The sequence below is a fragment of the Paraburkholderia youngii genome (genome assembly GCF_013366925.1).
Classification (GTDB): domain Bacteria; phylum Pseudomonadota; class Gammaproteobacteria; order Burkholderiales; family Burkholderiaceae; genus Paraburkholderia; species Paraburkholderia youngii.
Genome location: NZ_JAALDK010000001.1, coordinates 4,765,113 through 4,786,810 on the forward strand (window position 1 = coordinate 4,765,113; position 21,698 = coordinate 4,786,810).

24 protein-coding genes and 1 tRNA gene are annotated in these 21,698 nt (G+C 64.0%); 14 read left to right on the forward strand and 11 right to left on the reverse strand.

Translation table 11 applies throughout. The features are described from left to right. Positions 1-93: 93 nt before the first annotated feature. Together hyi and G5S42_RS21825 are read left to right on the forward strand one after the other, a co-directional pair. On the forward strand, positions 94-903 hold the full coding sequence (hyi, locus tag G5S42_RS21820) for a hydroxypyruvate isomerase (RefSeq protein ID WP_176108688.1): 810 nt from the start codon (positions 94-96) through the stop codon (positions 901-903). A 48-nt stretch (positions 904-951) separates the two neighbouring features. Then, positions 952-1,863, forward strand: coding sequence for a 2-hydroxy-3-oxopropionate reductase (locus G5S42_RS21825; protein WP_176108689.1), 912 nt, complete (start codon positions 952-954; stop codon positions 1,861-1,863). 263 nt (positions 1,864-2,126) lie between these two features. On the opposite strand, the gene G5S42_RS21830 is transcribed toward G5S42_RS21825, so the two are convergent. From G5S42_RS21830 to G5S42_RS21855, 6 genes are all read right to left on the reverse strand, one after another. Further along, positions 2,127-3,173, reverse strand: coding sequence for an asparaginase (locus G5S42_RS21830; RefSeq protein WP_176108690.1), 1,047 nt, complete (start codon positions 3,171-3,173; stop codon positions 2,127-2,129). Between the two features lie 53 nt (positions 3,174-3,226). Then, entirely contained in the window at positions 3,227-4,153 is a 927-nt protein-coding gene (locus G5S42_RS21835; RefSeq protein ID WP_176108691.1) for a CysB family HTH-type transcriptional regulator, read from the reverse strand. Between the two features lie 121 nt (positions 4,154-4,274). Continuing rightward, the gene (locus G5S42_RS21840; protein WP_176108692.1) at positions 4,275-5,333 is read right to left on the reverse strand and encodes a sulfate/molybdate ABC transporter ATP-binding protein; all 1,059 of its coding nucleotides are present in this window, start codon (positions 5,331-5,333) and stop codon (positions 4,275-4,277) included. Then, the gene (gene cysW / locus G5S42_RS21845) at positions 5,334-6,338 is read right to left on the reverse strand and encodes a sulfate ABC transporter permease subunit CysW (RefSeq protein ID WP_176108693.1); all 1,005 of its coding nucleotides are present in this window, start codon (positions 6,336-6,338) and stop codon (positions 5,334-5,336) included. It lies immediately after the preceding gene. After that, positions 6,335-7,231 carry a sulfate ABC transporter permease subunit CysT gene (gene cysT / locus G5S42_RS21850; protein WP_176108694.1) on the reverse strand — a complete coding sequence of 299 codons (897 nt, stop codon included), beginning with the start codon at positions 7,229-7,231 and terminating at the stop codon, positions 6,335-6,337. Before cysT ends, cysW begins: the two co-directional genes overlap by 4 nt. Positions 7,232-7,392: 161 nt before the next feature. After that, a complete protein-coding gene (locus G5S42_RS21855) occupies positions 7,393-8,439 on the reverse strand; it encodes a sulfate ABC transporter substrate-binding protein (protein WP_176108695.1) in 1,047 nt (348 codons plus the stop codon). A 311-nt stretch (positions 8,440-8,750) separates the two neighbouring features. Between G5S42_RS21855 and lexA the strand changes: the two genes are divergently transcribed. The 3 genes from lexA to G5S42_RS21870 all read left to right on the forward strand — a co-directional run bounded on the left by lexA (position 8,751) and on the right by G5S42_RS21870 (position 10,581). Beyond that, a complete protein-coding gene (gene lexA, locus G5S42_RS21860; protein ID WP_008922406.1) occupies positions 8,751-9,401 on the forward strand; it encodes a transcriptional repressor LexA in 651 nt (216 codons plus the stop codon). 98 nt (positions 9,402-9,499) lie between these two features. Then, entirely contained in the window at positions 9,500-9,844 is a 345-nt protein-coding gene (locus G5S42_RS21865; protein ID WP_176108696.1) for a hypothetical protein, read from the forward strand. A 119-nt stretch (positions 9,845-9,963) separates the two neighbouring features. Further along, on the forward strand, positions 9,964-10,581 hold the full coding sequence (locus G5S42_RS21870) for a DUF2939 domain-containing protein (protein WP_176108697.1): 618 nt from the start codon (positions 9,964-9,966) through the stop codon (positions 10,579-10,581). 71 nt (positions 10,582-10,652) lie between these two features. On the opposite strand, the gene G5S42_RS21875 is transcribed toward G5S42_RS21870, so the two are convergent. Next, positions 10,653-11,120 carry a universal stress protein gene (locus G5S42_RS21875; protein ID WP_013089294.1) on the reverse strand — a complete coding sequence of 156 codons (468 nt, stop codon included), beginning with the start codon at positions 11,118-11,120 and terminating at the stop codon, positions 10,653-10,655. A 340-nt stretch (positions 11,121-11,460) separates the two neighbouring features. Here G5S42_RS21875 and nodI point away from each other — a divergent pair, with 340 nt between their 5' ends. Both nodI and nodJ read left to right on the forward strand, forming a co-directional pair. Next, positions 11,461-12,375, forward strand: coding sequence for a nodulation factor ABC transporter ATP-binding protein NodI (nodI, locus tag G5S42_RS21880; RefSeq protein ID WP_176108698.1), 915 nt, complete (start codon positions 11,461-11,463; stop codon positions 12,373-12,375). A gap of 19 nt (positions 12,376-12,394) precedes the next feature. Then, on the forward strand, positions 12,395-13,222 hold the full coding sequence (gene nodJ, locus G5S42_RS21885) for a nodulation factor ABC transporter permease subunit NodJ (protein WP_176108699.1): 828 nt from the start codon (positions 12,395-12,397) through the stop codon (positions 13,220-13,222). 47 nt (positions 13,223-13,269) lie between these two features. Here the strand turns inward: nodJ and G5S42_RS21890 are convergent, their stop codons facing one another. Both G5S42_RS21890 and G5S42_RS21895 read right to left on the reverse strand, forming a co-directional pair. Next, a complete protein-coding gene (locus G5S42_RS21890) occupies positions 13,270-13,692 on the reverse strand; it encodes a hypothetical protein (protein WP_013089291.1) in 423 nt (140 codons plus the stop codon). A 281-nt stretch (positions 13,693-13,973) separates the two neighbouring features. Next, positions 13,974-14,957: a LysR family transcriptional regulator gene (locus G5S42_RS21895; protein WP_176108700.1), complete on the reverse strand. Its 984-nt coding sequence runs from the start codon at positions 14,955-14,957 to the stop codon at positions 13,974-13,976. Positions 14,958-15,165: 208 nt separating this feature from the next. Here G5S42_RS21895 and G5S42_RS21900 point away from each other — a divergent pair, with 208 nt between their 5' ends. Beyond that, positions 15,166-16,590: a M20 family metallopeptidase gene (locus G5S42_RS21900; RefSeq protein WP_176108701.1), complete on the forward strand. Its 1,425-nt coding sequence runs from the start codon at positions 15,166-15,168 to the stop codon at positions 16,588-16,590. Between the two features lie 101 nt (positions 16,591-16,691). On the opposite strand, the gene G5S42_RS21905 is transcribed toward G5S42_RS21900, so the two are convergent. Next, complete coding sequence (locus tag G5S42_RS21905) at positions 16,692-17,744, reverse strand: NADP(H)-dependent aldo-keto reductase (protein WP_176108702.1); 1,053 nt, start codon at positions 17,742-17,744, stop codon at positions 16,692-16,694. A gap of 169 nt (positions 17,745-17,913) precedes the next feature. Between G5S42_RS21905 and G5S42_RS21910 the strand changes: the two genes are divergently transcribed. After that, positions 17,914-18,141, forward strand: coding sequence for a DUF3820 family protein (locus tag G5S42_RS21910; protein WP_176108703.1), 228 nt, complete (start codon positions 17,914-17,916; stop codon positions 18,139-18,141). A 248-nt stretch (positions 18,142-18,389) separates the two neighbouring features. Then, positions 18,390-18,635, forward strand: coding sequence for a hypothetical protein (locus tag G5S42_RS21915; RefSeq protein ID WP_176110588.1), 246 nt, complete (start codon positions 18,390-18,392; stop codon positions 18,633-18,635). Here the strand turns inward: G5S42_RS21915 and G5S42_RS21920 are convergent. Further along, positions 18,611-18,895 (reverse strand): hypothetical protein, encoded by a 285-nt coding sequence (locus G5S42_RS21920; protein ID WP_176108704.1) that lies wholly within the window; start codon positions 18,893-18,895, stop codon positions 18,611-18,613. The two genes, G5S42_RS21915 and G5S42_RS21920, sit on opposite strands and share 25 nt — an antisense overlap. 412 nt (positions 18,896-19,307) lie before the next feature. On the opposite strand from G5S42_RS21920, the gene G5S42_RS21925 reads away from it, so the two are divergent. The 4 genes from G5S42_RS21925 (at position 19,308) to G5S42_RS21940 (ending at position 21,568) form a co-directional block, all read left to right on the forward strand. After that, on the forward strand, positions 19,308-19,640 hold the full coding sequence (locus tag G5S42_RS21925; protein ID WP_176108705.1) for a hypothetical protein: 333 nt from the start codon (positions 19,308-19,310) through the stop codon (positions 19,638-19,640). A 141-nt stretch (positions 19,641-19,781) separates the two neighbouring features. Then, positions 19,782-20,783: a tRNA dihydrouridine(20/20a) synthase DusA gene (gene dusA / locus G5S42_RS21930; protein WP_176108706.1), complete on the forward strand. Its 1,002-nt coding sequence runs from the start codon at positions 19,782-19,784 to the stop codon at positions 20,781-20,783. Positions 20,784-20,872: 89 nt separating this feature from the next. Next, a tRNA-His gene (locus tag G5S42_RS21935) sits at positions 20,873-20,948 on the forward strand. Positions 20,949-21,298: 350 nt separating this feature from the next. Then, a complete protein-coding gene (locus tag G5S42_RS21940; protein WP_176108707.1) occupies positions 21,299-21,568 on the forward strand; it encodes a hypothetical protein in 270 nt (89 codons plus the stop codon). Positions 21,569-21,698: the final 130 nt, after the last annotated feature.

The following is a 21,698-nucleotide window of genomic DNA, read 5'->3' on the forward strand; positions in this document are numbered from 1 at the left end:
GCGCACGATGCGCGAGGGCCGGGCTCACGCTCCGCGCCCTCGCCTCATCACGCCCAGCGCCATTCCCTGACCGACCTGAGAGACAAAAGCACCATGCCGAAATTCGCAGCGAACCTGACGATGCTGTTCAACGAAGTGCCGTTCCTCGACCGTTTCGCGGCAGCAGCCAACGCCGGCTTTCACGCGGTCGAATTCCTGTTTCCGTATCCGTATTCGATCGCCGAGTTGGGCGAACGTCTGCAGCAGAACCGCCTGAAGCTGGTGCTGCACAACCTGCCGGCGGGCAACTGGGAAGCCGGCGAACGCGGCATCGCGTGTCTGCCCGACCGGGTCGCCGAGTTCCAGGAAGGCGTCGGCCGCGCGATCGAATACGCAAGCGCGTTGAAGGTGCCGCAACTGAATTGCCTCGTCGGTATTCCGGGCGCGAACGTCTCCGCCGACACCGCCCGCGCGACGATCGTCGAAAACCTGCGCTTTGCCGCGCGCGAGTTGAAGAAGGCCGGCATCCGGCTGCTCGTCGAGCCGTGCAACTCGTACGACATTCCGGGCTTCGCGCTGAACCGTTCGCGCGATGGACTCGACGTGATTCGCGAAGTCGGCTCGGACAATCTGTTCCTGCAATACGACATCTATCACATGCAACGGATGGAAGGCGAACTCGCGGCGACGATCGAAAAGAACCTCGCGCAGATCGCGCATATCCAGCTTGCGGACAACCCCGGACGGCATGAACCGGGCACCGGCGAGATCAACTATCCGTATCTGTTCGCGCTGCTCGACTCACTTGGCTACGACGGCTACGTCGGTTGCGAATACAAGCCGCGCACGACGACCGAGGCCGGCCTCGGCTGGGTGCAAAGCGTCGCTGGTCAGGCACGCGGCGCGGCACATGCGGCGGCTTGAGACTCGTCAGGCTCAACGCACGCCCCCTATAACCCTGGAGATTCACACATGGCAAAGATCGGCTTCATCGGGCTCGGCATCATGGGCGCGCACATGGCGCGCAACCTCATCAAGGGAGGTCACTCGCTGTTCGTGAACGGCGCGTATCCAGTGCCAGACGACATCGCGAAGAGCGCGAGCGTGGTCGCCAGTTCGACCGCGGTCGCGCAGGCCACCGACATCGTCATCATCATGGTGCCGGACACGCCTGACGTCGCCAACGTGCTGTTTGCCGACGACGGCGTCGCCGCCGGCCTCAGCAAAGGCAAGCTCGTGATCGACATGAGCTCGATCTCGCCGCTCGACACCCAGGCGTTCGCGAAGAAGATCAACGCGCTCGGCGTCGACTATCTCGATGCGCCGGTGTCCGGTGGCGAAATCGGCGCACGCGACGCGTCGCTGACGATCATGGTCGGCGGTCCCGAGAAGGCCTTCGCTTTAGCCAAGCCGCTGTTCGAGCTGATGGGCAGGAACATCTCGCTGATCGGCGAGAACGGCGCGGGTCAGACCTGCAAGGTCGCGAACCAGATCATCGTCGCGCTGAACATCGAAGCGGTCGCGGAAGCGCTGCTGTTCGCGTCGCGCTCGGGCGCCGATCCGGAGCGCGTGCGCCGCGCGCTGATGGGCGGTTTCGCGTCATCGCGGATTCTCGAAGTGCATGGCGAGCGCATGACGAAGCGCACCTTCAATCCGGGCTTTCGGATCGAGCTGCATCAGAAGGACCTGAATCTCGCGCTCGATGGCGCGCGCAAGCTTGGCATCGCGCTGCCGCATACCGCGAGCGCGCAGCAGTTGTTCAGCGTGTGCGCGGCAAACGGCGGCAAGGCATGGGATCACTCGGCGATGGTGCGCGCGCTCGAGATCATGGCGAATCACGAGGTCGCGCAAACGCCGGATAGCAAGGAGGCGAAGGCGGCCTGAGGTCTGCCTTCGTGGTTCCTGTGTGATTGAGCTCGTCGTCGATTGCGCTGATGGCCGCTTCGGCATCCGCGCGGTAATGATGAGCACAGGTGGGGCGCCCGTTCGTCGCCCGGCGGCTTCGGCTGCTGGCGCGGTGGAACGGGCAAATCGCGCCGCTCTGGGCTGAGAGCGGCAAGTGGGGTCCGCAGCGGCACCCGGCGACGCCGAGGAAGCCTTGGTCGGTCAGACGTCGTCGTCGGGTGTCCGGCTGTCGGATTCGTCAATCAGTATGTATCGAACACCTTCTGCAACGCAGCCGGCGCCGTATGGCCCGCTGCCAGCGCCAGCATCAACAGCACGCGCGCCTTGTACGGATTCAGCGTACCCGCGCTGACGAAGCCGAGCGCGTCGTCGGCGGCGGCGCCGTTGCGCATCACATGCCCCGAGCCGACACGCGACGAGCGCACCACCGCGATACCGCGCGACACCGCCTCGGCGAGCGCCTGCTGCAACGCCTGATGGAACGAGCCATTGCCCGTGCCCGCGACGACGATGCCGCGCACGCCCGCGGCGACGAGCGCATCGACGGCAGTGCGCGACACGCCCGCATAGCTCGCGACGATCTCCACGTGCGGCCACGCCGTATCGATCGCGAACTCGCTCGCAAGCGTATGTGCGCGCACCACACTGCGTTGAAACTCGACGCGCCCATCCTGCACCCAGCCGAGCGCACCGATTTCCGGCGACTGGAACGCGTCGACCGCATAGGTGCTCGTCTTTACGACGTCGCGCGCGCTATGAATGCGGTTGTTGAACGCGACCAGCACGCCCTGCCCGCGCGAAGCCGCATGCGCCGTGACCGTCACCGCGTTCAGCAGATTCAACGGACCATCGGCCGATAGCGCCGACGCCGGCCGCATCGCCGCGGTCAGCACGACTGGCTTGTCCGACTTGACGGTCAGATGCAGCAGGTAGGCGGTTTCTTCGAGCGTGTCGGTGCCGTGCGTGACGACCACGCCGTCGACGTCGTCGCTCGCGAGCAGCGTGTTGATACGTTGCGCGAGCGTGGTCCACAGCGGCAGCGCCATGTCCTTACTATCGACGCTGGCGATCTGCTCCGGCGCGATCCGCGCAACCGTCGACAGCGCCGGCACCGCCGCGAGCAACTGATCGACGCCGACGACGCCCGCCTGATAGCCGGACGTGTTGGCGGCGTCCGCTGCCGCGCCGGCGATCGTGCCGCCGGTCGCGAGCACGGCGATGCATGGCAACGAGGAAGTGGAGCCCGGCGTGCTGGGAGGAGTCGGGAGAGAGGAAGTCGAGGTATTCATGGCGGCGATTGTAAGCGATGCGCCGCGCGCCGCCATGCGTGAAAGCGCGAGGCCTAAGCGGCCTCGCGCAACTGCGCCGCGATATCGGTCTCGCTCAGCTGCGGTGCGAACATCTCGATCAGCCGATACGCGTACGCACGCAGGAACGCGCCCTTGCGCAAGCCGACGCGCGTCGTGCTCGCCTCGAACAGATGCTGCGTATCGAGCGCGACGAGTTCGGTGTCGCGCTTCGGGTCGTAGGCCATCGCCGCGACCACGCCGATGCCCATGCCGAGCTCGACGTAGGTCTTGATCACGTCGGCGTCGATCGCGGTCAGCACGACGTCGGGCAATGCGCCTGCTTTCGCGAATGCCTGGTCGATATGCGAGCGGCCCGTGAAGTCCTGGTCGTACGTGACGATCGGGAATTCGGCGATCTCGTCGAGCGTCAGGTTTTCACGGCCGACCAGCGGATGATCCTTCGGCACCACCACCACGTGATGCCACGAATAGCACGGGAACGTGACGATGTCGGGAAAGCGGTCGAGCGCCTCGGTCGAGATGCCGATATCGGCCTCGCCGTTGATGATCATCTGCGCGATCTGCTGCGGGCTGCCCTGACGCAGCGCCAGATGCACTTTCGGGAACACCGCCGTGAACTGTCGAACCACCTTCGGCAGCGCGTAGCGGGCCTGCGTGTGGGTGGTCGCGACGACGAGGTGGCCGCTGTCCTGATCCGCGTACTGACGCGCGACGCGGCGCAGATTCTCCGCATCGAGCAGCATCCGCTCGATCAGCTGATGCACGGCCTTGCCCGGTTCGGTGAGGCCCGTCAGCCGCTTGCCGCGGCGAATGAAAATGTCGACGCCGAGTTCGTCCTCGAGATCCTTGATCTGCTTGGACACGCCCGACTGCGACGTGTACAGCACGTTCGCCACTTCGGTCAGATTCATGTTCTGCCGCACGGCCTCGCGCACGAAACGCAATTGCTGGAAATTCATCGATATGTCTCCGGTTCTGCCAGAGTTGAGTTATTAGAGCCGCCAAATGCCAAATGGAACCACTCAGTACGGCCGATACGTTTTTCTCCTGCTTCGAGCGCCGCACGGCGGCGCTGCCATCTCACTGCGCCGGAAACACCCGCAGCGCGCGCGGCACCGCGGTCACGCCGTCGCCGACCGCGAGTTGCAGATCACGCCACGTTTCGCGATCGAGTTCGGCTTCGAGCAGATTGCCCGCGCGACCGGCGAGCTCGACGCGCACCGAGCCGCCGAGCGTCACCACGCGCCGCACGTCGACGACGATGCCGTCGCGATGCCCGGCCGCCTGCGGATACAGCTGCAGGTCATGCGGCCGCACATAGGCGAACGCCGGACCGCTGAAACCCGCCGTGATCGCGACCGGCAGCGCGGCGCCATCGACGACGAAGCCTTGCGCATCGACGTTGCCGTGCAGACGGTTCGCCGCGCCGAGAAACTCGTAGACGAACGGCGTCTGCGGATGGTCGTACACGTCCTGCGGGCTGCCCACCTGCTCGACATGGCCGCGATTGAGCACGACGATGCGATCGGCCACTTCGAGCGCCTCTTCCTGATCGTGCGTGACGAAGATCGTCGAGATATGCAGATCGTCGTGCAGGCGGCGCAGCCAGCTGCGCAGTTCCTTGCGCACCTTCGCGTCGAGCGCGCCGAACGGCTCGTCGAGCAGCAGCACCTTCGGCTCGACGGCCAACGCGCGCGCAAGCGCGATGCGTTGCCGCTGACCACCGGACAGCTCCGACGGATAGCGTTGCGCGAGCCAATCGAGTTGCACGAGCTTCAGCAGTTCATGCACCTTCTCGCGAATCACCTTCTCCGACGGACGTTCCTTGCGCGGCTTCACACGCAGGCCGAACGCGACGTTCTCGAACACCGTCATATGACGGAACAGCGCGTAATGCTGGAACACGAAGCCCACCTCGCGCTCGCGCGCGCCGACCGCCGCGACGTCCTGACCTTGCAGCTCGACCTGGCCGCCGTCCGCGTATTCGAGGCCGGCGATCACGCGCAGCAGGGTCGTCTTGCCGCAACCCGACGGCCCGAGCAGCGCGACGAGTTCGCCCGGCGGAAAGTCGAGCGACACGTTGTCGAGCGCGACGAAATCGCCGAAGCGCTTTTGCAGGTTACGAACGGTGATACCCATTTACAGCTCTCCTTGCTTGAGCGGATGTCGCTGCGACGCAGGCGTGGCGTTGACGAAAAACGAATGAGAAGCGGACTGCGCGCTATTGGCCTGTGACGCATCGGCCGGCGCCGGTCCCGCATGCGCGGGCACCTCACGCGCCGCCGACAGTTCCGCCGACATATGACGCTCGGCCAGCAGCTTGAGCCCCAGTGTGACCAGTGCCAGCAGCGCGAGCAGCGAGGCCACGGCGAACGCGGCCGAGAAGTTGTACTCGTTGTAGAGGATTTCGACGTGCAGCGGCATCGTGTCGGTCTGCCCGCGAATATGGCCGGACACCACCGACACCGCACCGAACTCGCCCATCGCGCGCGCATTGCACAGAATCACGCCGTACAGCAGGCCCCACTTGACGTTCGGCAGCGTCACACGACGGAACGTCTGCCAGCCCGATGCGCCGAGCACGTGCGCGGCTTCTTCCTCGTCGTTGCCCTGCGCCTGCATCAGCGGAATCAGTTCGCGCGCGACGAACGGGAACGTGACGAAGATCGTCGCGAGCACGATGCCCGGCACCGCGAAGATGATCTGCACGTTGTGATCTTCGAGCCACGGGCCGAACCAGCCCTGCGCGCCGAACATCAGCACGTAGATCAGACCGGAGATCACCGGCGACACCGAAAACGGCAGATCGATCAGCGTGGTCAGCAGTGCCTTGCCGCGGAAGTCGAACTTCGCGATACACCACGACGCCGCGAGGCCGAACACGAGGTTCAGCGGCACAGCGATCGACGCGGTGAGCAACGTGAGCTTGATCGCCGACAGCGCATCCGGATCGGCGAGCGCTTCGAAATAAAAACGCAGCCCCTTATTCAGCGCCTGATAGAACACCGCGGCGAGCGGCACGACCAGAAACAGCGCGAGAAACAGCAGCGCGACGCCGATCAGCAGCCAGCGCACCACGGGCGGTTCGCTGACCGGATCGGGGCGACGCGCACCGCTCGCCGGGTTGGTCGGAAGACGGCTCATTGCACACCTCCACCGATTGCCGCGACGCTCGTGGCCACTGGCGCCGGCCCCGCATTGCCGCGGCTCGTGCGCCGCTGCAGCCACCACTGCAGCGTATTGATCAGCAGCAGCATCAGGAACGACACGACCAGCATCACGACCGCGAGCGCCGTCGCGCCCGCATAGTCGTATTGCTCGAGCTTCGTGATGATCAGGAGCGACGTGATCTCCGACTTCATCGGCACATTGCCGGCGATGAAGATCACCGAGCCGTATTCGCCGAGCGCGCGCGCGAAGGCGAGCGCGAAGCCGGTCAAGAGCGCCGGGAACACGGCCGGCAGCACGACGCGGCGAAACGTGAGCCAGCGCGACGCGCCGAGGCACGCGGCCGCCTCCTCCTGCTCGCGCTCGAACTCCTCGAGCACCGGCTGCACCGTGCGCACGACGAACGGCAGGCCGATGAACGTCAGCGCGACTAGCACACCGACCGGCGTGAACGCGATCTTGATGCCGAGCGGCGCGAGGAACTGGCCGATCCAGCCGTTACCCGCATACACGGCCGCGAGCGAAATGCCCGCGACCGAGGTGGGCAGCGCGAACGGCAGATCGACGACCGCATCGACGATGCGCTTGAACGGAAACGTGTAGCGCACCAGCACCCACGCGACGAGAAAGCCGAACACCGCGTTGATCAGCGCGCCGCCGAGCGCCGAGAAGAACGTCAGCCGATACGACGCGAGCACGCGCGGCGACGTGACCGCGCGCACGAACTGGTCCCAGTCGAGCGTCGCGGTTTTCAGAAAGGTCGCCGCCAATGGAATCAGCACCACGAGGCTCAAATAAGCCACCGTGATGCCGAGTGTCAGGCCAAAGCCGGGCAATGCGCTCGGCTTGCGGAAGGTCAACGTGGTCATGCTGGATACTCGTTCATGGTTGATGCTCGCGCGGTTGTTCGTGTTGCGGTGTTGCGGTGTTGCGGTACTACCGCCCTGCTGGCCAGCGGGTCCCGGTTAGCCGAAAGCGCGCCCATTGGGCGCGCCCTTGTTGCCTGTGCCCGTGCTTCAGGCGATGCTTGTTACTGCGGCTGATAAATCGAATCGAATACGCCGCCGTCCGCGAAATGGGTCTTCTGCGCGTTGGTCCAGCCGCCGAACGAATCGTCGATCGTGTACAGCTTCAGCTTCGGAAACTTCGCGGTCAGGTCGGCCGGCACCTTGTTCGAACGCGGACGATAGAAATTGCGCGCGGCGATCTCCTGCCCTTCCTCGCTATACAGAAAGTTCAGATACGCGTCGGCCAGCTTGCGCGTGCCGTGTTTGTCGACGACCTTGTCGACCACCGCGACCGGCGGCTCGGCCAGGATGCTCACCGTCGGCACCACGATCTCGAACTTGTCCGGACCGAACTCCTTCACCGACAGAAACGCCTCGTTTTCCCACGCGATCAGCACATCGCCGATACCGCGCTGCACGAAGCTGGTGGTCGCGCCGCGCGCGCCCGAATCGAGCACGCCGGCGTTCTTGTACAGCTTGCCGACGAACTCCTTGGCCTTCTGGTCGTTGCCGCCCGGCTGATGCTCGGCGTACGCCCACGCGGCCAGGTAGTTCCAGCGCGCGCCGCCGGAGGTCTTCGGATTCGGCGTCACGATCGACACGCCCGGCTTCACCAGATCGTCCCAATCCTTGATGTGCTTCGGGTTGCCCTTGCGCACCAGAAACACGATCGTCGACGTGTACGGCGAGGCGTTGTCCGGCAGACGCTTCTGCCAGTTCTTGTCGACGAGCCCCTTGTTCGCGATGGCGTCGATGTCATATGCGAGCGCGAGCGTCACGACGTCGGCCTGCAGACCGTCGAGCACCGAGCGAGCCTGCGCGCCCGAGCCGCCGTGCGACTGCTTGAAGGTGACGGCTTCGCCGGTCTTGGCCTTCCATTCTTTGCCGAATGCCTGATTGATGTCCTGATACAGCTCGCGCGTCGGATCGTAGGACACGTTCAGCAGCGTGGTGTCGGCGTGCGCGACGCCGCTTGCGCCCAACATGCCGAGCGTACCCACCGCGCCGACGGCAAGCGCCGTGATCAGTTTTCTGGTTCGAGCCGCGAGCCCCGTATGCCGATGGTTCATTTCAGTTTCTCTCCGCGTGATGGTCCGCTGATAAGCGTCTGGTGTTGTTTTGCGTCGCGGTCACGTGCACATGAGCGCTAACCGGAAGCCAGTCTATCGAAGGGCTTTCATCATTAAAAATAATGTTTCTTCATTTTTTAATGCCCAAAAGTGGTAACGGCAGACGCACCGGCTGTTCAGACGCCGAAATCGTCGCCATGTCGCCGATAAACGACGCCCCAGCGCGCCCCTTGCGTCGAACTTAAAGTAAAGCTTGAAATGCGCCGAATACTGTATAAAAATACAGTCACCTGTTCATACATACAGTGGCCATGACCAAACTCACCGCACGACAGCAGCAGGTTTTCGATCTGATCCGCCGCGCGATCGAACGCACCGGCTTTCCGCCCACTCGCGCGGAAATTGCCGCCGAACTCGGTTTCAGCTCGGCCAATTCCGCGGAAGAGCATCTGCGCGCGCTGGCGCGCAAGGGCGTGATCGAACTCGCGGCCGGCGCGTCGCGCGGCATCCGCCTGCTGTCCGGGCAGGAGGATGCGCCGCACCAGTTCACGCTGCCGCATGCGGGCCTGATGCAGTTGTCATTGCCGCTGATCGGCCGGGTCGCGGCGGGTAGCCCGATCCTCGCGCAGGAACATATCTCGCAGCACTACGCGTGCGACCCGGCGCTGTTCTCGAGCAAGCCCGATTACCTGCTGAAGGTGCGCGGCCTGTCGATGCGCGACGCCGGCATTCTCGACGGCGACCTGCTCGCGGTGCAAAAGCGCAGCGAAGCGAAAGACGGCCAGATCATCATTGCGCGGCTTGGCGACGACGTGACGGTCAAGCGTCTGAAGCGCCGGCCGAACGGCATCGAACTGATCGCCGAAAACCCCGACTACGACAACATCTTCGTGGAAACCGGCAGCGCGGATTTCGCGCTCGAAGGAATCGCGGTCGGGCTGATTCGCCCCAGCGAGTTCTGATCTTTGTTGCCGGAACGCTCGCGCCGGTTTGTCCGAACCAAGCCGCATTAACGCCCGCATTACGCCGCGCATTCAAGCCGCATCGTCTGGAGAGACTCATGGAACGCCTTGCCCGCCTGCTGCCTTTTCGCCAGTTCGGCCGTCTGCGCCATCTGCGCAAGCTCACGCCTTGCGCGCCGATCGACGCGCCCGCGGCGCGCACGCCGCCGCTGTTCGACGTGCCTGCCGAAGCTTCCGGTCTGCCGTCGTCGTTGCCGGCGTTTGCGCGCGTATCGCTGAATTCGGCGCTGAATATCGCGGAGCCCGCGCGCCGCGCTCCGGTGCGGGTCTATCATGGACCGTCGCGACTGATCATGGTCGGCACCGTCGACGCCGTATGCCGTATGATCGATCGTTGCATAGCCGACGAAGCCAACGTGCACGGCGCGGTGTTCGAAGCCTGAGCGAATTCTGAGCACGCATGCAATAAGCACTTCGGATGTTCAGAGATTCGCGTGGAATGGGATCGTTTCGACCTCGCCGTGGTCGACGTTAGATCATCACTGACGTGGAGTCCCATTCGATGACAATTCCGAAACGCACACAGGGCAGCGCCACCCGGCCGCTGCTGATCACGCTGATCGTGGTGATCGTGATTGCCGCGCTAGGCTTTATTTACGCGTCACCGTATCTCGCGGTGAACAATCTCAAACGCGCGGCAGACGCGCGTGACGTGCAAACCGTCAATCAGTACGTCGACTTCCCCGCGCTGCGCGATAGCCTGAAGCAGCAGGTGGGCGCCATGCTGACGCACCGGCTCGAAGCGGATGCCGGGAACAAGATGGCCACGATCGGCGCGGTGATCGGCGTGACACTGATCGGCCCGCTCGTCGATGCCTATGCGACACCCGACGGCGTCGCGGCACTGCTGAACGGCATGCCGCCGCGCGGCACACCGGGCGAGCAACCGTCAGCACCGCCAGCCGCGGGCGGAGAAGCGCCGGCCGCATCGGCCGCGGGCGACACCACCACGCACGCAAGCGCGCCGCCGCCCGGGCGCCAAAGCACGGCCGGCTATCGGAGTCTCAACGAGTTTGTGGTCACGTACCGGCGCGGCGAAGGCAACGCGAACTATTCGGCTATCTTCCGTCGCGAAGGGCTGGTCACGTGGAAGCTCGCGGCGATCAATCTGAACGAGTGAGGTTCAAGCCGTGAACTGAAGAGATGCGCGGGCTGGCCATTGGAGCCAGCCGCGTGTCAGGTTTGTTCGTATTACGCCGCGGCCGCCTGCTGCTGCTCCTGCGCGGACGAGCACGCCACCAGAATGCTGCACGACACGCGGTCGAGCAGCGGCGTGTTGCCCGCCCCCATCCACCACCTCGACAAACCGGTCCGGCAGCGATGTCCCACCACCACGAGGTCGACGTGCAACTCGTTGGCAAGATTGGCGATCTCGTCGATCGGATGACCGAATGCGAAATGCCCCTGCGCGTTCACGCCTCGCTCGGTCAGCCAGTTCACGCCCTCCTGCAGAATTTCGCGGGCCGTTTTTTCGAAGCTTCCGCAGGCCACATCGGTCAATAAGCCCGCGCTTTGCGCGATGCTGGAACGCATGTCTACTACCGACAGCAGATGCGTTTCCGCCTTCAGGTCCAACGCCAGATCGGCGCCGCAACGCAGGGCTTTGCGGCCTTCGCGCGAGCCGTCGTAGCACAACAGGATTTTCTGGTAGCTCGCCATCTGTCTTCTCCCATTCGCGCGGAAAGCGCGGTCTGAATCAATCATGGTGCGCCGCAATTCGGCTTGCAAGGGATGGAAAACGCTAAGTGCATAGTCGGTGCGTGCTGAAGCCGTCTGCACAAGCGTTGGGCCACCTGGAGCAGTGTTCGCACACGTTTGCGGCACCGCAAAAGTTCGTATGCGAACGCATCGCATCCCCATGCATTACGCGTTCCCGGACACCCGCTCGCGTCAGTGGCCGATACCCTAGAATAAGCGGCCTGTGCGCAATGCGTGCGTCGCAGGTATGTTGTGTGTCTTGCGCGTACGTTATGTCTTCTTCCGGAGCCTCGCTCGAGTCATGCCCGCAGCCCCCATCGAATTCCATCAGGTCAGGAAAAACTATGGCGAAAAAACAGTCGTCGACGGATTGTCGTTTCATGTGAACACCGGCGAATGCTTCGGGCTGCTTGGCCCCAACGGCGCCGGCAAGACCACGACGCTGCGCATGCTGCTCGGCATCGCGGCGCCCGACGCCGGCGCGATCCGCCTGTGCGGCGAACCGATCCCTGGCCGCGCGCGCCTCGCGCGCTCGCGCGTGGGCGTGGTGCCGCAGTTCGACAACCTCGATCCCGATTTCACCGTGCGTGAAAATCTGCTCGTGTTCGGCCGCTACTTCGGTCTGAGCGCCGCGCAGTGTCGCGCGGCGGTGCCGGGTCTGCTCGAATTCGCCCGCCTCGAGAACAAGGCGGACGCACGCGTGAGCGAACTATCGGGCGGCATGAAGCGGCGCCTCACGCTGGCGCGCGCGCTGATCAACGATCCCGACGTGCTGATCATGGACGAACCGACCACCGGTCTCGACCCGCAAGCGCGCCATCTGATCTGGGAGCGACTGAGATCGCTGCTCGCGCGCGGCAAGACCATCCTGCTGACCACGCACTTCATGGAAGAAGCCGAACGGCTCTGTCATCGACTGTGCGTGATCGAGGAAGGACGCAAGATCGCAGAAGGCGCGCCGCGCGAGCTGATCGAGTCCGAGATCGGCTGCGACGTGATCGAGATCTATGGTCCCGATCCGTTTGCATTGCGCGACGAACTCGCACCGCTCGCTGAGCGCACCGAGATCAGCGGCGAGACCCTGTTCTGTTACGTGAACGACGCGCAGCCCGTGCATATGCGCCTGAAGCAGCGCGCGGATTTGCGCTATCTGCATCGGCCGGCGAATCTCGAAGATGTGTTTCTGCGGCTCACCGGCCGCGAAATGCAGGACTGAACCCGCAGCGAGACACTTGATGGACGCACGCACCTACGAAACCCACGACGGCACGCCATCGGCACAAGAGCCGTTCGGCGCCTTCCCCGCCAATGCCACGAACTGGATCGCGGTATGGCGCCGCAACTATCTGATGTGGAAGAAGCTCGCGATTGCGTCGATGTTCGGCAACCTCGCCGATCCGATGATCTATCTGTTCGGTCTCGGCTTGGGGCTCGGGCTGATGGTCGGGCACGTCGACGGCGTGTCGTATATCTCGTTCCTCGCGGCGGGCACGGTGGCGTCGAGCGTGATGATGTCGGCGAGCTTCGAGTCGATGTATTCGGGCTTTTCGCGCATGCACGTGCAGCGAACGTGGGAGGCGATCATGCATACGCCGCTCACGCTCGGCGATATCGTGCTCGGCGAGGTAGTGTGGGCAGCCAGCAAATCGGTGTTGTCGGGAGTGGCGATCATGCTGGTGGCGGGCGCGCTCGGCTATGCGAGTTTTCCGTCGATGCTGCCCGCGCTGCCGGTCATCGTGCTGGCCGGTCTCGCGTTCGCGAGCCTCGCGATGATCGTGACGGCGCTCGCGCCGTCGTACGACTTTTTCATGTTCTATCAGACGCTCGTGCTCACGCCGATGCTGCTGCTCTCCGGCGTGTTCTTTCCGATCTCGCAGCTGCCCGGCCCCGCTCAAGCGGTGACCGCCGCGCTGCCGCTCGCCAATGCGGTCGATCTGATGCGCCCGGCGATGCTCGGCCGGCCGATGGAGCACTCGGCGCTGCATGTGAGCGTACTGGCCGCTTATGCAGTCGGCGGCTTTATCGTGTCGGCGATCCTGTTTCGGCGCCGCATGATGAAGTAAGCCGAACGCGCCGGTGGTCGCTATGAGCGTTTGCTATCGTTGCGCGCTCAGTCCTCGTCGTCGGTCCACGGAATGTCGACGTCGGAGATGAACGCGACCGTCGCGAACGGGCCGCCCTCGTGACGCCCGATCTTGCCATCGGCGCGCTGCCATTCGACCCGGAACACGGTGGCCGGATCGTCCGCGATCAGCCGCACCGTACGCAATTCGTCGGGATCGGCATCCTCGACCGGACCGTCGAGCGAGATCAGCAGCGCCTGCGGCCACAGACCATCGGCGGGATCGTAAATCTTGTCGCCGTCGTGAATCAATGTGAAGGCTTCCACACCGATGGTCGCCGACGCATCGACGATCATCTTGGCGAGCGCACGCAACAGCGCGGTCGCTCTCGCCGAATTTGCCTGGCGGATCGCGAGATCACCGCGCGTGAGCGCCTGCTCGAGTTTCGGATTGGTTTTCTGTTGCGCCATGGATGTGTTGGTCCTATCGCTCTGTTGTGGGCAACGCGCCATCGGGACGACGCGCCGCGTTTCTTTTTGGGTGCATCTATTGCCGCTTGTGTGCATCGCAGCATCGCGGGTTGCGCGGCCGGTCCGCGCTTCGACTGCCATTGTTCTGCCGTTTCCCCTGATCGTGGCGCGCACCATCAGGGTCGTTTTCTCAGGGCCGTCCTTGCCGTCCACCACAGTTTAGGTCGTGATTTGGATTCCGGGAGAACATTTGCCGCTTAGTGCGTGGCATGTGTCGCATTTCATGCATCGGCTCGCGGGCGACGCGGCGTGCGCTTGCCGCGCCCTCGGTCCGCCTTCGAGGCCTGAGCCCCGGCCGGCTTCGGATCCGCGATCCGTGCGATCAGATGGTCGCGAAACGCCCGCACCGACGGCGGCAACTCGCGCCCCGCCATCGTCTGCACCTGGATACTGCGCTGGCGCATCTGCGGGTCGGTCAGCGGAATCACGACGAAGCCGTCGGCCGCATAGCGGTCGCGCACCGACAGCAGCCCCGTGAACATGATCGCGCCGGACTTCTGCGCATAGCGATAACTCGCGCCGCTGTTGTTGCAGATAAGGTCCGGCTCGAGCAGGATGCCTTCGAGCGCGCAGGTGATGTCGATCAACTGGCGAAGCGTGGTGCCGGTCTCCGACAACACCAGCGGATAACGGCTCACCTCGGCGAGCGACAGCTTCGCGCGCGCCGCGAGCGGATGATCGACACGCACCAGCACGAACACCGGCGCGCGCTCGGTGTGCTCGACCTTGACGCCCTTCTCCGGCGCGAGGCTGAACGACAACGCGATGTCGACGTCACCGTCGCGCACATGCCGGGTCGCGTCGGCCGGCGACATCACGGTCAACGTGAAATCGATGCCGGGATGCTCGGCGCGGAAATCCGCGATCGCGGCGGGCAGGAAGTCGACCGCGAAGCCCTCGGCGGTCGCGATCTTGATCCGGCTGCCGTGCAGGCTAGCGAGACCGCTGAGCTCCTTCATCACGTGCTCGGCTTCCAGCAGGCTGCGTTGTGCGTACGCGAGCAGCCGCTCGCCCGCCTCGGACAGCGCCATGCCGCGCGGACGCCGCTCGAATAGCGTGACGCCGAGTTCGCTCTCGAGCCGCGCGATCTGCCGGCTGAGCGCCGATACCGCGACATGCAGCCGTTCGGACGCGTCGCTCAGCGAGCCGCTGCGCGCGACTTCGACGAAATAACGCAACGCGATGCCATGCAGTGAACGTGCCATCCGGGACGCCTCGATCGAATCGGTTGCAACGGTGCGATGACGCTTTGCCTTTGCGGCAATGCAAGCTTCGAAACATGATCATTGTGACAAAAATGACGCGCTTCTAGAATCGATCGCAATGAGATCGCGGACAAATCGCCCGAAGACCCTGCCATCGGGCCGCGGCCCTCTGCCCGCCTCGCCCATCCCCCGCATTGGAGACACCGACATGAGCCGCCACCAGGCCATCGAGCTTGCCACCCGGCACTTCGAATCCGGCGCTTTTCTCACCGACCTGAACCGCCGCGTCGGTATTCGCACCGAAAGCCAGGAAAGCGATCGCGGCGCGCTGCTGCGGTCTTATCTGACCAACGAAATCCAGCCCGCAGCGGAGCGCCTCGGCTTCAGCACGCGCATCGTCGATAACCCGGTCGACGGTTTCGGTCCGTTCCTGATCGCGAACCGTCACGAAGGCGATCATCTGCCGACCGTGCTGATCTACGGCCACGGCGACGTCGTGCGCGGCTACGACAGCCAGTGGCGCGCGCCGCTGACGCCGTGGGCGGTGACCATCGAAGGCGAGCGCTGGTTCGGTCGCGGCACCGCCGACAACAAAGGCCAGCACTCGATCAACCTCGCCGCGCTCGCGTGCACGCTCGCCGCGCGCGACGGCAAACTCGGCTTCAACACGAAGCTGCTGATCGAAATGGGCGAGGAAACCGGCTCGCCGGGGCTCGATGCGATCTGCCGCGCGCACCGCGACGAACTCGCCGCCGACGTGCTGATCGCCTCCGACGGCCCGCGTCTCGCCGCGCGTCGTCCGACCGTGTTTCTCGGCTCGCGCGGCGCGGTCAATTTCAAGCTGTCGCTGAACCTGCGCGACGGCGCGCATCACTCGGGCAACTGGGGCGGCCTGTTGCGCAATCCGGCGACGGTGCTCGCCAACGCGCTCGCGAGTCTCGTCGATGCGCGCGGCGTGATCGCAGTCGACGGCCTGCGTCCGCCGCCGATCCCGGAGGCCGTGCGCCGCGCGCTTGCCGACATCACGGTGGGCGACGGTCCTGGCGACCCCACCGTCGACGACAACTGGGGCGAGCCGGGGCTTTCGGCGCCCGAGCGCGTGTTCGGCTGGAACAGCTTCGAAGTGCTGGCCTTCAAGGCGGGCAATCCGGAGAACCCGGTCAACGCGATTCCGCCGTCGGCGTTCGCGGTCTGCCAGTTGCGTTTCGTGGTCGGCACGGATTGGGAAAATCTCGGCAAGCATCTGCGCGCGCATCTCGATGCGCACGGCTTTCAGCTGGTCGAAATCGACGTCGAACGCGGCGCACCGGCCACACGACTCGATCCCGACGATCCGTGGGTCACATGGGCGCGAGCGTCGCTCGAAGCGACCACCGGCAAGAAGACCGCGCTGCTGCCGAATCTCGGCGGCACGCTGCCGAACGAGGTATTCGCCGACACGCTCGGTCTGCCGACGATCTGGGTGCCGCATTCTTATCCGGCCTGCTCGCAGCATGCGCCGAACGAGCACCTTCTAGGCCCGGTGGTGCGTGAGGGCCTGCAGATGATGGCGGGACTGTTCTGGGATCTCGGCGAGAATTCGCCGCTTGCGGCGAAGCGCGAGGAAGTGGATGCGGCAAAGGCCGCGACTTGAGTTCGGCTCGCGCCGATTGATTCGCGGTGCCTGCCGCGGCCGCCCCGGCATTCTACCGGGGCGACCGAGGCAAGCGCGTCGCGCTTACCGCGGCACCGACATCAAGGCGCGGGATTCGGCTGCAGCTCGTGCAGCTTGTCGATTTCCGCAAGCACTTCCGGCGACAGCTTGACGTCCGCGCTCGCGATGTTTTCCTTCAACTGCTCGAGCGACGTCGCGCCGATCAGATTGCTGGTAACGAACGGTCGGCTGTTGACGAACGCGAGCGCGAATTGCGCGGGCGACATGCCGTGGCGCTTCGCGAGCTCGACATAACGGGTGGTGGCCTGAACGGCTTGCGGCTTGCTGTAGCGCGCGAAGCGCTCGAACAGCGTGATGCGTGCGCCGACCGGACGTGCGCCGCCTTCGTACTTGCCCGACAGCCAGCCGAACGCGAGCGGCGAGTACGCGAGCAGACCGATGTTGTCGCGATGCGCGTACTCGGACAGACCCGCTTCGTACGTGCGGTTCAACAGGCTGTACGGATTCTGGATGCTGACGATGCGTGGCAAGCCGAGCTTTTCGGCCGCGCGCAGAAACTGCGCGACACCCCACGGCGTTTCGTTCGACACGCCGACATGGCGCACCTTGCCAGCCTTCACGAATTCGGCGAGCACAGTCAGCGTTTCCTCGATCGGCACCGTGTACGCGTCGTCGACCCACGGATATGACGGACGGCCGAAGGTCATCGTGCTGCGATCGGGCCAATGCAGCTGATACAGATCGACGTAGTCCGTTTGCAGACGTTTGAGGCTGTCGTTGAGCGCCTCGGTCAGGTTCTTGCGGTCGAACTGGTTGCCTTCGCCGCGAATATGACGCGGATTGTGCGGCTGACGCGCGGGACCCGCGATCTTGGTGGCGAGCACGATCTTCTCGCGCGCGCTCTTGTGCTGCGCGAGCCACGTGCCGATGTAGCGCTCCGTCGAACCTTGCGTTTCGGCGCGCGGCGGCACCGGATACATTTCGGCGGTGTCGATCAGGTTCACGCCGTGATCGAGCGCGTAGTCGATCTGCGCGTGCGCTTCCTGCTCGGTGTTCTGCTCGCCCCACGTCATCGTGCCGAGACCAATCAGGCTGACCTGCACGTCGGAGTCGCCGAGTCTGCGGTATTCCATCTAACTTGTCCTGTTGAAGAGATGAACGGAAAGCGCAGACGTTACCACGCCGGCGCATTACCTGCAGCAAGGCTAGAATGCGGGGCCATGCGTTGCTGCGCGCCGCCTGGCGATTTGCGTAGTACACGCTTTGCGCTCATGAGGCGCGCTTCATCATGACTTCGTTGCCATGAATCACGAACACCTCGAATTGCTGGTCACGCGCGTGATGCCCTACGGGAAATATAAAGGCCGCGTGATCGCCGACCTGCCCGGCCACTATTTGAACTGGTTCGCGAGCCAGGGCTTTCCGCCCGGCGAGATCGGCCGGCTGCTCGCGTTGATGCACGAGATCGATCACAACGGTTTGAAACCGCTGCTCGATCCCTTGCGCAAACCGAAGCCCAACGAGCGTTGAGACCGTCTCCGTGAAAGCGTTGCCAAGCCCGCCGAAAGTCGCGGCGCAGGCAGGCCGCAAGCAATGTCGGGCAGTCCGAATTCAGACAGGTTTTTTCCTTGCGGATCGCGATTGCATGGCCTTTAATCGGCTTAGGTCGTCGCGCTGTGGAACGTCGATAGTGAAGTGGTTCAGTCGTCGTTCACTCCACTGTTTCTTGTGTTCCGGCGCCGTGCGATCCCCCCGCCTTCGTGACTGCCTGTATGTCCATGTCGCAATTCAATCTGTCCGCGTTGCTCGACTTCATCGGTCACGATCTGTCGCCGGTGCATGCGGTCATCCTGTTCTTCGTGATCGGCTACGTCGTGGTCGGACTACCCGTGCATTTCCGCCAGGGCGCGGCCTCGCGAGACGTGTGGGGCACGGCCGCCGGCGTGACGATGGCGGCGATCTACGCGGCGTTCATTGCCGGCGTGTACCCGTGGCTGCATCATGTGTCGGTGATCGCGCATTGAGCGCCCGCCGCCGCCAGCTCGGGACCGAAGCCTTCCCATAGCTGTTCGAGCAATTCGCGTCGCGGCTGCCAACGCCGCATCGACGTGCGATACAACGGCCGGCGCACCTGCGCAGAACTCGCGGCACTCACAGGCCGCGTCGTCTCGTGAAATGGGAGGAGGCAACGTTCGTCCCACTCGAGTCCGCGATGCGCGAGCATGCGACGCACGTTCGGTTCGAAATCGTCGACCAGTTCCTCGTATTCGATCTCGAGCCTCATGCCCGGGGGAAGAACGCGCCGTTAGTGGGCCATCAACTGATCGTAGGCGCGGTGACAGATAGTCCGCGCCGAGAGCACTCCACTGCGCCGCGCCCGCTTTGTTCAGCATCTCGACGTCGATCCGCAGCGGATCGTCTGCGTCGCATCGCTTGCGACTCAAAAGACGAATCGTCCGACGGAAATTTGCAGCGATGCCCTTGAGTAACGTTTCGAATGGTTAACGAAGTGTTACCGCAGCGCCGCTCGGTAAGACGCGAGAAGATCGGCGGAAAGGTCGAGCGTCGCGGCAACGGCTCGCACAGTCGAAGCCTCGAGCGCACAGCACCGCGCCGACGCTGGTAACGCTCGGACACAAACGCGGCCGAACTCCGTTGCGCGCGGTTTTTCTGAGGTTTACGTGAAGGAGAAAATCGTGACCAGGCTCATTGCATCGATGACGCTGCTAGCGGCCGTGGCAGCGAGCATCACTGGATGCGCCGTCGCGCCGCCAGCGGACTACGGCTATGCGCAACCCTATTATCCCTACGCGTACGGACCGCCTTACTACGGGCCGGTGTACGGCTCGATTGGTTTCTACGGCGGTTTTGGCGGGCCGTGCTGCTATTACGGCCATGGCTATTGGCACGGTCGCGGCGGATGGCATTGGCACGGTCGCGGCGGATGGCACGGGGGCGGATTCGGCGGCATGCACGGCGGCGGCAGCGCGTGGACCGGCGGTGGCGGGATGGGGGGACATGGACACTGAGGCATTCAGGCATTGAGGCCTTGATGCATCGACGAATCGGTGCCCGCCTCCGTCGCGACAGTGACACGGCCTCAGCGCGCCCGGCGCTTTCTGGCCTTGCGGTAAAATTATCGTTTTGATTCAAGCCCGCTCGGCCGTTCCATGTCTTTACCCCGCACTCCCAGCCCCCGCCGCGTGTCCGTCGCCCCGATGATGGACTGGACGGATCGTCATTGCCGCTCGCTGCATCGAATGATTTCGCGCCATACGTGGCTTTACACGGAAATGGTGACGACCGGTGCGCTGCTGCACGGCGACGTGCCGCGCCATCTCGCGTTCACGCCCGACGAAGCGCCGGTCGCGCTGCAACTCGGCGGCAGCGAGCCCGACGATCTCGCGCGTTCGGCAAAGCTCGGCGAGCAATGGGGCTATGACGAAATCAACCTGAATTGCGGCTGCCCGTCCGAGCGCGTGCAACGCGGCGCGTTCGGCGCATGCCTGATGAACGAGCCGCAACTCGTCGCCGATTGCGTGAAGGCGATGCGCGACGTCGTATCGGTGCCGGTCACGGTCAAACACCGCATCGGCGTCGATACGGTCGAGGAATACGGCTTCGTCCGCGATTTCGTCGGCACGATCGCGCAAGCCGGCTGCGACGTGTTCATCGTTCATGCGCGCAACGCGATCCTGAAGGGCTTGAGCCCGAAGGAAAACCGCGAGATTCCGCCGCTCAAGTACGACTACGCGTATCAGCTGAAGCGCGATTTTCCGCAGTTGGAGATCATCATCAATGGCGGCATCAAGACGCTCGACGAAGTCGACACGCATCTTCAGCACGTCGACGGCGTGATGCTCGGGCGCGAGGCGTATCACAACCCGTACTTGCTCGCCGATGTCGACGCGCGCTTCTATGGGGCAACGCATGCGCCGCTGACGCGCGATCAGGTCGAAGCGAAACTGATCGAGTATTGCGCGACCGAAATGGCGCGCGGCACCTATCTCGGCGCGATCACACGCCATGCGCTCGGGCTGTATCGCGGCGAAGCTGGCGCGCGCGGTTGGCGTCGAGTTTTGTCCGACAGCAAGCGGCTTGCGGCCCGCGATCTGACCATCTTCGACGAAGCGAGACAGCATCTGCGCGAGCCCCTCGAAATTTTTGAATAAAGGACTAGGCAAAGCCAGATCTAGTCCCTATAATCTCGTTTCTTCGTCGGCGAGACAGGTTTTTAAAGCAAGTCAAGCGGATGTTAGTGGTGGCTGTAGCTCAGTTGGTAGAGTCCAGGATTGTGATTCCTGTCGTCGTGGGTTCGAGTCCCATCAGCCACCCCAAAGAATTCAAGCAAACGGCGTTGTGAGCAATCACAACGCCGTTTTCGTTTTGCTGGCGGCCTTCTGCGTTTTCCATGAAGAATGCGCGGTCTTCCGGCCCGCATCACCCCTTCCCGCCTCCTTCCTATTCTCAAAAACCGCTTGGCCAGCAGGGCCGGATCACCGCTCTGGCTTGCCGCGCTTACGTCTGAACGATTGTTTCCTCATCGGGAATAGTAATTTCAGATTATCGGCACAAATTCTCGATAGTAGGGGTATACACTGCCTTCCATCGACGTTGCAGACACCTGGTTCACTGGCTCCTGCAACATCTTCCTGAAATGCAGTCGAAACGTTATCGGAGTCCTACCATGAAGACCAAGTTTATCGCCGCCCTGCTGGTTGCCGCTTCCGCCTCGATCGCCGCTCCCGCTTTCGCAAGCGGCTATGGTCCGGCGCCGTACTATCGTCCGTCGGTTGGCGCGCCGGCTTCACAACAAGGCCAGAACGCCGAGACCGTCGCTGCTGAACGCGCCAACGCGCAATCGAATGCGTACGGTGGCGTGAATAGCGTGTCGACCCAATCGGGCTCGCGCAGCGAGTCCAAGTCGGGCCCGCAATCGGTGTACTTCGGTCACTAAGCCGCCAGCAGTAGCAGTACCGTCGGATCCGCTGCCTCTGCAGGCAGCGATCAAACTGGGCGCCGCGCATGCAGTATCGATGCCGGCGCCCAGTTGCGTTTACGCCGGCTGTAGTGCGCCCGGCACCGTT